At 54.7% G+C, this 11727-nt stretch carries 10 protein-coding genes and 2 pseudogenes; 10 read left to right on the plus strand and 2 right to left on the minus strand.

All coding sequences use genetic code 11. The features are described from left to right. Window positions 1-513: 513 nt before the first annotated feature. The 5 genes from L9059_RS29805 (at window position 514) to L9059_RS29825 (ending at window position 5140) form a co-directional block, all read left to right on the plus strand. Window positions 514-2127 carry an arylsulfatase gene (locus L9059_RS29805; protein WP_247295312.1) on the plus strand — a complete coding sequence of 538 codons (1614 nt, stop codon included), beginning with the start codon at window positions 514-516 and terminating at the stop codon, window positions 2125-2127. Window positions 2128-2195: 68 nt separating this feature from the next. Continuing rightward, window positions 2196-3464 carry an OmpP1/FadL family transporter gene (locus L9059_RS29810; RefSeq protein WP_247295316.1) on the plus strand — a complete coding sequence of 423 codons (1269 nt, stop codon included), beginning with the start codon at window positions 2196-2198 and terminating at the stop codon, window positions 3462-3464. Window positions 3465-3508: 44 nt separating this feature from the next. After that, window positions 3509-4186, plus strand: a complete 678-nt coding sequence (locus tag L9059_RS29815; protein ID WP_247295319.1) for a DUF3313 domain-containing protein — start codon at window positions 3509-3511, stop codon at window positions 4184-4186. A 63-nt stretch (window positions 4187-4249) separates the two neighbouring features. Beyond that, window positions 4250-4666 (plus strand): hypothetical protein, encoded by a 417-nt coding sequence (locus L9059_RS29820; protein WP_247295322.1) that lies wholly within the window; start codon window positions 4250-4252, stop codon window positions 4664-4666. A gap of 15 nt (window positions 4667-4681) precedes the next feature. Then, entirely contained in the window at window positions 4682-5140 is a 459-nt protein-coding gene (locus L9059_RS29825) for a glycine zipper 2TM domain-containing protein (protein WP_247295324.1), read from the plus strand. 107 nt (window positions 5141-5247) lie between these two features. Here the strand turns inward: L9059_RS29825 and L9059_RS29830 are convergent, their stop codons facing one another. Both L9059_RS29830 and L9059_RS29835 read right to left on the minus strand, forming a co-directional pair. After that, window positions 5248-6459, minus strand: coding sequence for an MFS transporter (locus L9059_RS29830; protein ID WP_247295327.1), 1212 nt, complete (start codon window positions 6457-6459; stop codon window positions 5248-5250). Then, window positions 6456-6965 (minus strand): annotated as a pseudogene (locus tag L9059_RS29835) (alpha/beta hydrolase); the annotation flags it as partial. The gene L9059_RS29830 and the pseudogene L9059_RS29835, both read right to left, overlap by 4 nt. 229 nt (window positions 6966-7194) lie before the next feature. Here L9059_RS29835 and L9059_RS29840 point away from each other — a divergent pair. The 5 genes and pseudogenes from L9059_RS29840 to L9059_RS29860 all read left to right on the plus strand — a co-directional run bounded on the left by L9059_RS29840 (window position 7195) and on the right by L9059_RS29860 (window position 11253). Beyond that, entirely contained in the window at window positions 7195-8124 is a 930-nt protein-coding gene (locus L9059_RS29840) for a LysR family transcriptional regulator (RefSeq protein ID WP_247295330.1), read from the plus strand. Window position 8125: 1 nt separating this feature from the next. Then, window positions 8126-8266 (plus strand): annotated as a pseudogene (locus tag L9059_RS31150) (two-component sensor histidine kinase); the annotation flags it as partial. Window positions 8267-8545: 279 nt separating this feature from the next. Further along, entirely contained in the window at window positions 8546-9355 is an 810-nt protein-coding gene (locus L9059_RS29850) for a glycosyltransferase (protein ID WP_247295350.1), read from the plus strand. 84 nt (window positions 9356-9439) lie between these two features. Beyond that, a complete protein-coding gene (locus L9059_RS29855; RefSeq protein WP_247295352.1) occupies window positions 9440-10243 on the plus strand; it encodes a 2OG-Fe(II) oxygenase in 804 nt (267 codons plus the stop codon). Between the two features lie 806 nt (window positions 10244-11049). Beyond that, a complete protein-coding gene (locus L9059_RS29860) occupies window positions 11050-11253 on the plus strand; it encodes a hypothetical protein (RefSeq protein WP_428480306.1) in 204 nt (67 codons plus the stop codon). Window positions 11254-11727: the final 474 nt, after the last annotated feature.

Raw genomic sequence — 11727 nt, forward strand, 5'->3', positions numbered from 1 at the left:
AAGTTTTCCAAGTTTCCTTAGTGACTTCAACCACTTGCGCTTTCGATCTCTCGTTAGCGGGAGGCGAATTCTACAGCGTTACACGCTGCTGTCAACACCTCTTTTTCAACTTCTTTTGCGCTTCGATAACCTGAAGCAACTCGCTGTCGAAAACTTCATAACTCATTGTTTACCAAGGAGTTTTCCGTTTCGACTGCGCCGGAAGTGGGGCGAATTATAGACATCTGAAATCTGCCGTCAAGCACTGATTTAGTGCTATCTCTAAAAAAGCCGGAATATCTGCATCTGCCTCCTGTCCCCTCCCCTTCTATATAGAAGCGCGCACCTTGAACCGCGAGTTCGATGTCCGGCACACAACCAGGTGTGGGGTGTAACGTTGATGGAACACGCACGGCAGTGAAGATTAAATTACTGGATATTTCAAAATTCATACCTACGCTCATTCGCGGGGGGATCCTAAATTTGAGCGGCCGGGGGGCTTCTCAGTGCGACTAACGCCCACAGGGTCTCGACATGAACCGGACAACACTCTCCAGGCTTTTCGCGGCATCAATGCTGTTCCCAGCAATGATCATTCCCTCCATCGCCCGGGCAGCCGATCCGCCGCCGAATATCGTGGTGATCATGGGCGACGACATCGGCTGGTCAAATATCGGCGTTTACAATCAGGGGATGATGGCCGGGCGCACACCCAACCTCGACCAGCTCGCCAACGAAGGCATGCGCTTTACCGACTACTACGCCGAGGCCAGTTGCACGGCCGGGCGTGCCAACTTCATCACAGGTGAACTGCCGATCCGCACCGGCATGACCACGGTCGGACAGGCCGGGTCGCCTATCGGGATTCCCGCCGAAGCGGTCACCATCGCCACCGCGCTTAAATCCATGGGTTATGCCACCGGGCAATTTGGCAAAAACCACCTCGGAGACCTCAATCAATTCCTGCCGACCGTGCACGGTTTCGACGAGTTCTTCGGTTACCTCTACCACCTCGATGCCATGGAAGATCCGGCGCACCCCAACTATCCGCAGGATCAACTGGAAAAATTCGGCCCGCGCAACATGGTCCACAGCTGGGCGACCACCACCGACGACACCACAGAGATGCCACGCTGGGGCAAGGTAGGCAAGCAGAGAATAGAAGACGCCGGCACGCTCTACCCGGAGCGGATGAAAACGGTCGACGACGAGATCCGCGACAAGGCGTTTGCCTTCGTCGATAAGGCCAAACAGGACAACAAACCCTTCTTCTTGTGGCTCAACCCGACCCGGATGCACATCGTCACCCACCTTTCCGACAAGTACGAAAAACTGCGCAACTCGGAAAATGGCTGGTCGGAGCAGGAAGCCGGCATGGCGCAGTTGGACGATATCGTCGGAGAAGTCATGGCCAAGCTGAAAAAAGAAGGCATGGATGGCAACACCATCGTGGTGTTCACCACCGACAACGGCGCGGAAAACTTCACTTGGCCGGATGGCGGTACCACGCCGTTCGCCATGGGCAAGGGCACTGTGATGGAGGGTGGTTTCCGTGTGCCGGCGATAGTGCGCTGGCCTGGCAAGGTGCCGGCCAATACGATCGGCAACGGAATCATGTCTGGCATGGACTGGTTCCCGACCTTCGTCGCGGCGGCGGGTAATCCGAACATCGCTGAAGAACTGCTCAAGGGCAAAAAATTGGGTGACACCACCTATAAGGTCCATCTGGATGGCTATGACCAGACGCCGATGATCACCGGCAAAGGTCCGTCCAATCGCCATGAGATCTTCTACTTTGGTGAAAGTACCCTCGGCGCGATCCGTATCGATGATTTCAAGTACCGTTTCATCAATCAACCCGGTGGCTGGCTTGGCGCCAAGGAACAGCCTGACATGCCCGTCCTGACCAACCTGCGACTCGATCCGTTCGAACGCATGGGATGGTCCGAGAACCTGACGGCCAATGGCTCGCTGTCTTACTTCGAATGGTTCAAGTACCAGTTCTGGCGCTTCGTGTTCGTGCAGGATCAGGTCGGCAAACTGGCAATGACTGCCGTTGAATATCCGCCGATGCAAAAAGGCGCGAGCTTCAACCTCGAAGCGGTCAAGGCCAAGATCGAAGCCGCCCGGGCGGCCATGGGAAAATAACTCTTCAGGCTGATCGCGGGTGGCTGTAAGGAGCCACCCGTGTTCCAGATAGTTACAGGGAAAAGTCCATGCAGATAAAAACCACCGCGGTTTGCGCTCTCCCACTACTCGTGCTGTGCTGCCAGCAGGCCTTCGGCGGCGGCATCCTGCTCTACGAAATAGGCACCGACAACGCCGGCCTGGCCAACGCCGGTGCCGCCGCTCGGGCCCAGGGCCCTTCAACGATTGCCAGCAATCCCGCGGGCATGAGTTACCTGCCGGGCACGCAGATCACCGGCGGTTTACAGGTGCTGTATGGCAATCTCAAGTTCAATCGCGACGAAGACACCAACGTCCCCGGAAGCGGCAGTGGCAATGTCCTCGACCCGATTCCCGGCGGCAGCTTCTTTATCACCCATCAACTCGACGACCACTGGAGCGTCGGCTTCGGCCAATACGGCGACTTCGGTCTGGCCGTCAACTACGACAACGACTGGTCAGGCCGCTACTTCGCGCAAAACTCCAGCCTGCTCGGCTTGTCGATGGTGCCCAGCGTGGCGTATCGCTTCAATGAGCAATGGTCGGTGGGTGTTGGCGTGAAAGCCATGTACGGCAAGATTCAAGCCCAGACCGCCATCGACCGCTCACCGTTCGGCCTCACCGATCGCGGCGACGGCCAGTTCAAATACAAGGACGAGGATTGGGGCTTTGGCGCCAATGTGGGGGTGATCTACGCCCCGCAACCCGGCACGCGCATTGGCGTGACCTACACCAGCAAGGTCGATCTGCAGTTCAAGGACGGGCTGGACGTCAAAGGCAACGGCCCTGCGCTGGATCGCTTGAATGGCCTCAATACCCAACTCGACATGACGGTGCCACAAACCGTGACCCTCAGCCTGTTCCAGCAACTTGACCAACAATGGGCCGTGCTCGCTTCGCTCAATTGGCAGGACTGGTCGGAATTCGGCGATGTGGGTGTGCAGGTAGATACCACAGCGGTCGGTGCGCAATCGACCAACATCGACGCCAACTACAAGGACACCTGGCAACTGGCGCTAGGCGCGCAATACCAGGCCACCCAGCAACTGCTGTGGAATTTCGGTGTGGCCTACGACAGCAGCGCGGTCTCGGACCACGACCGCACAGTGACCGCGCCCATGGCCGAATCCTGGCGCATTGCAACGGGGGCCACCTATGCGCTGAACAAAGACACCGACATCAACGTCAGCTGGGCACTGGTCTGGCTGGGCGACATGCCGGCGGACCAGACCAAATCCCTCTCAGGCGATCGAATTTCCGGTCAATTCGACAGTGCCTGGATTCAAGCCGTGACCGGAAACATGACCTGGCGTTTTTGATTCTGCGAACAAAAAACGACTTAATCCAAGGAGCACATAGCACTATGAACCTGTCCCGAAGATTTCTGCTGGGGGCCGCACTGACCGCGCTGCTACTCGGTGGCTGCACCTCAAAAGTCACCGACAAACAACAGTACTCCGGCTACCTGTCCAACTACGACAACCTGCAAGAAGTCGCCACCCCAAGCGGCGGTACGGCGATGCGCTGGGTGAGCCCATCGTGGAACCCCAATGCGTATGACACGGTGGCCTTCAAGCGGCTGGAGCTCTACCCGGTACCCAAGCCCAATGAGCGGGTCAACCAACAGACGCTCGACGATATTCAGAACTACATGACCACAAAGGCCAAAAGTGTGCTGGGTCAGAAATATCGACTGGTATCCAGCCCCGCCGCCGCGCCAGCCGGCGCGAAGACCTTGATCCTGCGTGCAGCCATCACAGGTGTGAGCGCCTCCAACGAAGGAATGAAGTGGTATGAAATCGTGCCGGTCGCGGCCGTGGTCGGGGCGGCGCAGGCAGCCAGCGGTCACCGGGATCAGGACACCAACCTGTTCATCGAAGCCGAGTTGATTGACGTACACACCAACCAGACCGTGGTCAAAGTGGTGCGCAAGGTGTTCGGCAGCCAACTGTCTAACGCCAGCCAGAAAATCACCACCAACGACTTCAAGGCGGCGATCGACAAACTCAGCGCCGATATCTGGGCGTTCATCCGCAGCTGAGCCTCCCGTCAATCGCCGGCACCCGCTGGCGATTGAATATTCCTCAAGCAGGGGACTTCCGACATGCAGGCTTACTCATCGAGATTACTGCGGCCATTCATGGCCGCAACGCTCCTCGCGAGCGCACTGGTACTGACTGCGTGCGCCACGGTCGATGCCCAGACCACCGCTTATGTCGGGGTGGAACACCCCGCGCCTACGTTGGCCAACCAAGTCCAGGTATTACGCGAGGAACCCACCCGGCCCCATGTGCGGCTGGGCGAAATCCTGATTGATGCCAGCGTAGATCCGGCGCCGCCCATCACGCAGGTCGAACAAAAGCTGCGTGAACAGGCCGCCACGCTTGGCGCCGACGCAGTGGTCGTGGTGTATGACCACATCCAACCCGTCGCCACCTACGTGACAGGCCCGCTGTGGAGCCGCGACATAGAAACGATTGAGGGCCGCAAGCTCAAAGGCATTGCCATCCGCTATCAGTAAACGAGGTGCATACAAATGAAATCAATCCTATCCTGGCTGACGCTTGCGTCGATGGCTGTGGTGGTCAGCGGCTGCTCCGCTGTGGGACCCAACGAAGGCGGTGCCGGTGAAAGCCAAATTCGCTCGGGCAAGATCGAGCAGATATCGCTGACGCAGATGCAGACCAATCACGACAGCGGCGTCGGCGCCGTACTCGGTGGCCTGGGCGGCCTGGGTATCGGCAGCCTGATCGGGCGCGGCACCGGACGCGATGTCGCCATGGTTGCCGGTGCGCTGGCCGGCGCCGTTGGCGGTAACTACGCAGAGAAGAAAAAGTACGATCAACCGATAGAAGCGCAACAGGTCATCGTGCGGGTACAAAGCGGTGTGCTGGTATCGGTGACTCAGCCGATCAATCCATCCCTGAGCAAGGGCATGAAAGTTTATATTGACGGTTCCGGCAATGAGGCCCGCGTGGTTCCGCAAGGCGGTTAGGGTCCAACCATGTACCGCAACCCGAGTGGTCGGGTTGTCTTCAAGGGTAATGGCGAAGCGCTGTTGGCCTATGCTCATCCACATCGTGGTGTTCTTCATGCCTGGGTTCACCGGGGGTGCGGCATCGGCAAACGTGAGGTTAGAAAGGTCAGCAAGGCGGCTAGCATCAGCATCGCGGCGCTGGCGACAAACGTGCTCTGGTAGCCGAGAGTATCAAATAGTACGCCGCCGACGGTGGAGCCCACTGCGATAGACAATTGAACAATCGCCACCATCAGGCCGCCGCCCGCCTCGGCGTGATGCGGCAAAGCGTGCGCAATCCAGCTCCACCAGCCCACTGGCGCGGCGGTCGCTATAAAGCCCCATAGTCCGAGCAATACCGCTACAGCCATAAACCAGGTGCCAGCAGGAATCAGCGCTATCGCAATAACCGCCATCAGCAGCGAAATGGTACTTAAGGTGCCGTATAGGCTGCGCCTGAGGACTACACCGATCAGCGTTGTGCCGCAAAAGCCAGCTACGCCTATCACTAATAGCAGCAGTGAAAGAATCGACACGTTGACCTGGGTGACCGTTTCCAGAAAAGGGCGCAGGTAGGTGAACAGCGCAAATTGGCCCATAAAAAACAAGCCCGCGGCGACCATGCCCAGCGCTACCGTGCGATTTTTCAGCAGTTTGAAAACATTGCCAGCACCCGGCGAACGCTTCTGTGTTGCCATGCTTGGTAGGCTTATCCACTGCCAAACCAGCGCAATTAGCGCCACCGGCACCAAGCACAGGAACGCACCACGCCAACCCACAACTGAGCCCAGATAACTGCCCAGTGGTGCTGCCACCACGATCGCCAGGGCGTTGCCGCCGTTGAAAACAGCCAGCGCCCGGGGTACCTGAGCGGCCGGTACCAGGCGCATCGCAGTGGCTGCCGACATCGACCAGAACCCGCCAATCACTACGCCAATCAGCGCGCGCCCAGCCATGTAGATTAGGTAGTTGGGGGCAAGCGCCACAATGGCGCCCGACACAGCCATCAAACCGGTCAGGGCCAGCAGCAGCGTCTTTCTATTTAGGGTACCGGCGATCCAGCTGATTGACAGGCTGGCCAACACCGCAAACGCGCCAGAGATGGCAAGCCCCTGGCCCGCCAACCCCTGGCTGACCTGCAGGTCGTTTGCCAATGGGGTCAGCAGGCTAACTGGCATGAACTCCGAGGCGATCAGCGCGAATACGCATAGCGTCATTGCATAAACGCCGCCCCAATGACCGGTACGCGTACCTGTCTCGCTCAAGGCAGCGGCGTGCAGGTGGACGTCGGCGGTCATTTCAGGTGGTCCTGAAAGAAATGGGTCAGCTTGGCGAAAGGAATCAGGTCGACGCGGTCGTACAGATCGACAAGGCCTGCATTGGGCACAATGACCAGCTCTTTAGGTTCACCCGCCAGGCGGAACGCTTCTTCGCTGAACTCGCGGGAGTGGGCGTTTTCACCTGCAATAAACAACATCGGGCGAGGCGAAATGCTCTCGATATCTACGAAGGGGTAGATATTCATGAACTTGGTATTACTGCTCAGCGTCGGGCGGGTGGTCTGTTGATGCGTGGAACTGGGCGGGGTGAATTCGCCACGCGGGGTGCAGTAGAAATCAAAGAACTCGCGCTGAATGGGGTGAGTGTCGACATTGAGTTCCTGCACCGTGCCCCCGGTGTATTCAATCTTGCCACCTGTAAATTCCACATAACGCTGCTCGGCCGCCGCCGCGATGACTAGCTTGCGCTCTTCAGGGGTTTGCGAATGTTTGAGCCCGTTGCGGTTGGCGGCGCCCATGTCATAACGCGGTGAATGAGCTGAGTAGAAACCCGAGCATTACAAGAAGTCTTTTCATAGGGCGTCCTTTTGAGAGAAAGCTGAAGGCGACACAGGCAGTTGGCGCGAGGTTCTCCCCTCGTCATGCCGAGAAGCTGAGATGGCGGTTAGTGTTACGCAATAACGAGATTTTGATTAGCTAATGAATACTTAATTCGGATATAAGAATTACTAATCAATGAATCGAGCGCTCGCTATGGCTAAACCCAACTTCAACGACCTGCTGGCCTTCGTGACCGTGGCGCGGGTGGGCAGCTTTACCCGCGCTGCGGTGCAGCTTGGGGTGACGCAATCGGCAGTGAGCCAGGTGGTGTCGGCCTTGGAAGCGCGTCTGAAAATTCGCTTGCTTACCCGTACCACGCGCAGCGTATCGCTGACCGCGGCGGGCGAGCGCCTGCTGGAAGCGGTAGGCCGTCGCTTCGATGAAATCGAGGCCGAGGTGCAAGCGTTAACCGAACTGCGCGACAAACCGGCCGGGACGGTACGCATTACCTGCGGTGACAACATCATCAAGACAACGCTGCTGCCCAAGTTGACGCCGCTGCTGCAGATGTACCCGGATATCAAGCTGGAATTCGATATCAACTATGGCTTTCGCGATATCGTCGCCGACCGCTTCGATGCCGGCGTGCGCTTCAGCGACACGGTGGCCCAGGACATGATCGCCGTGCCCATTGGCCCGCCTATACGAATGGCCGTAGTTGCTGCGCCAGGCTATTTCGCGAAAAACCCCGTCCTGGAACACCCTCGTGATCTAGCAGCACACCGCTGTATCGACATCCGTTTTCCCACCTATGACGGCGTGGACGCATGGGAATTCGAACGCCTGGGCAAGAAGCTTAAGGTACGAGTAGGCGGCCAGTTGGTATTCAACTCCACCACCCATATCGCCGATGCTGCGGTGAGTGGGCTGGGCATCGCTTATCTGCCCGAGGACGAGTTTGCCCCGCATCTAACCGAAGGACGGCTTGTTCGGGTGCTGGAGGACTGGTGTGAACCCTTCGGCGGCTTTCATCTGTACTACCCCAGCCGCCGACAACCCTCCCAGGCGTTTTCGCTGGTAGTTGATGCATTGCGGGTTGATCGTTTGCCGCCGACCCGCGACGCGTGCGAGGCGGATGGCTGACCGTGTTGAGAGTTTCCAGAACGTGCAAGTCATCTTCAACGAAATGGACTTGTTAATCCTGGTCAAGAATCTGGTGGATAATGTGATCCTTTACACTCCCCCATTGAGGCGGGTAGACCTTTCGGTTGAGCGGGTGCAAGAGACGTTTTTTTAACAAACTGCGTTGTAAAATGGCTTATCGAGTCATCCAATGTAACAAATCAATTCGAGAATACTCACCGTTAGAGTGGAGCCTTATAAAAAATTCGCACCTACCGTTCTCAATCTGGCGTGAGTAAGCTATGGTCATTCAGTGCATGAGCAAGCGACTGAAAAAATGGATTTTACAACCACGAAAATATTGCGTAGACAAACAAGAAGATTCCAGACACAGGTTCAATCATCTCCACATTTACACACAACACCACTGAGTAACTAAACGATGAGCAGCACTAGACCTCCAGCTGAAAACTCTAAATCTTTTAGTATAGTTATAGTCAATTACAAGACACCAGAAATCACCAAGATATGTTTAGACTTGCTGCATCAGTATGTGGACAACCACAGCGTCCCCGTGTGGGTAGTCGACAACTACTCTGCCGATGAAAGCACCGAATACTTACGAACGCTTGAGTGGATTAATCTAATAGAACGTTCTGTTTCCGAACCAGAACCAGGCCATATCGCGCATGGCAAAGCACTTGACCTGGTTTTGGAACGAGTTGAAACTGACTATTTATTCCTCATGCATACTGACACATTTGTCTTCGACAAAAACGTTTTCCCGATGATGCTAAATAAATGTATTAAAAATGAAAAAATTGTCGCTGTCGGCTGTGTAGAGCAAATAAATCGTGGCACCACAAGAACCCTTTGGCGCTTTAGTTCTCGCCTCGTCAAACACCATTTCAGACGCCTGAAAACCTCTATGGGATTACGCTCCAGAGAACCAAAACCCTACAGAGAAGTGTATTTGAAGAGTTTCTGCACATTGTGGAACTGCAAACTTATAAAACAGCACGGCATGCATTTTTCGATGGATGATCGTGTTCCTGGCTATACCCTCCAAGATCGTATGACCGAGCTTGGCTATATCGTTGAATTGTTATCACCGCGCAAAATTTTCAGCTATCTGGATCATATTCAGTCCGGTACTGTCGCGGCGGCCGGGGGCTATGAAAAAACTCACAGACGAACAAAAATGTACAACAACATCCTTAGTCGCCTCAACAAGGACGAAAGCAAGACTTAAGCTAAGTAGGCAGGCAGGCACAAGCACTGCGCTCGGCTCTTCCAAGTCATCCTACAGGTTTTATATCAAGTTATTGGAGCGGTAATGGCACCCATCATTCAAACACTACCTATCACGCTCTCCCCGGAGCTTGATTTCGACCAGAACGCCGCCAGCGCCTTTGGTTATTCATTGACCAGCCACTATATTCAGGCGACTCCATTTCCGCATATAGTTATCGATAACTTCCTATGCGCCGACCTGATTGCAAGTATTTGCTCGCACTTCCCAGTCGAGCCAACTCACAACGAAGTTCTCTACGAGCGCGGCTATAAAGGTCAACGAAAGCGTCAAATTAGTCCCAACGAATGCCCCCCCTACTTAAAGACTATTTTTAACGCTTTTAACTCGGCGCCCATGCTGCAGTTTCTTGAAAAGCTCACAGGCATCGAAGGCTTGATACCCGACCCCTACTTTAGCGGTGGCGGATTGCATGAAACAAAGAGCGGTGGTTTCCTTGGCGTACATTCGGACTTCAGGCTCAACAAAAAGCTTAATATTGAGCGAAGACTGAATATCATCATTTATCTGAACAAAGACTGGCAAGAGGAATACGGCGGCAACCTGGAACTTTGGGACATCGACATGAAGACATGTCTAAAAAAAATCCAGCCCATCTACAATCGCTGCGTCATCTTCAACACAGACAAAGACAGCAATCATGGGCACCCAGAGCCGTTAACGACGCCAGAGCACATCACTCGCAGGTCTATAGCGCTTTATTACTACACCGCAGGAACCATGGTGATCGATCCCACACAAAGAAATAAAACCCACTACAAGCCAAGGCCCAAAGATCGTTTAAGTCTCAAGTATTACGTGAACAAACTAATGAGAAAGAAAAAATAAAAGACGAAACGTCCAGAGCGCGATTAGCCAATCTGTTGCATCGACCGGTCGAATCCACAGTTGAATGCAGTCCGTCAGTACTTGGCTAACGACTCACCCCAAATGGAATCACCGACATCCATCAACAGCAAACAGCTGATTAGCGTGAAGGCCAATGATTCTTAAGATCGGATGCAAGCAACTGGCGAGTGGAGATGCAATTGAAAGAGAGGTGAGATGCAGTAACGCACGGAAAGGCTCAGTTGCGCAAAAACTCCCGAATATTGACAATCCCAGTGGTCGGTAAAGGCGTGGCGTCTGGAAGGGAAATTTTCACGATTCGCCTGTTGCGCCTAAAGGAAACGTGATCTTGATATCCGTAATTTTCGGGATGCCGACTTGAACGAGCCCCGATGAAATGCAGGGGGCATCGGTAGTGACTAACCGTTTACATTCGACTTGATCACCAGAGGCCGCTGTGACGACCGACAGAGAACGGGCAATAGCAGCCCTTCATTTCATATATCCAAGACACTTCATAACCAAACCCTGCACCTGCCCCCGTCACGAGCACTGTTATGAATTTCTCCTCGATGGTGATATTTAAAAGGAGGCCGAACGAGGGGCGCGTTTCGTCAGCAAATGACTTATCTGTCTGCAATAAAGGAACTCACATTCAACAAATCTAATTATTCCCGGACGAGTGGTTACGGAGTACGTCTCACGAAAAACTCTGAATCATTTGTCAATATCACCCTCTATCTTTTATTCTCGGAGAAATTTAGGGAGTAATTTTGAGCTACCTCGATTGGGTTCAATGGCCTGCGATGCTGGTAACTGTGTTTGCAGCGTGGCTTATCGGCTCTCAACGACCCTCAAGGCGGATGACAGGGTTCGTATGCTTCAGTTTGAGCAATATGCTGTGGGTGATTTGGGGGGTGTACGTAGAGGCCTATGCGCTCATCGTCTTGCAGGCTTTCCTTTTCCTAATGAACCTTCGCGGATTCAAGAAGAACCTCGATGTAAACTAGGTTTATCGGTCAAACAGGCGCTGTCAGATCCAAAACCGTCCCTCTGGCGCCACGCATCAGGAAGCCCGGTAGCCGTTAAGATTCTTCTTAAGACGCGGACTTTTATGCCTAGAAGTACGCACTCAAGCATAATAAATGTATGGGCGTTCGCATGACGCCCCTGGTTACCCTCAAAGCATTGCCCGCGCTGAATCCACAGAAAGCGACCATCCGCCGACTAGCTATTGAGTGTCAATGAATCAGGCTGAAATCAGTGTTACGATCATCGCGTGCCATTGCCAAGATCAATGTATTCCAAGCCCAATTCTCCCGGCGCCCTCGTTCACTCAAGGCGCAACGTCAACACTCGGTAATCCCCCCATTCCTAAAACTCACCAGAAGTAGACCTCAGGCCACCAGGGCCAACTTCTGTTTTGGGGTAATGCCGCCGAGGGCCATATTCGGGCGCTCGTGATTGTATGTCCAGATCCAGTT

This window comes from Pseudomonas violetae (genome assembly GCF_023072615.1).
In the GTDB taxonomy this organism is placed as follows: Bacteria; Pseudomonadota; Gammaproteobacteria; order Pseudomonadales; family Pseudomonadaceae; genus Aquipseudomonas; species Aquipseudomonas violetae.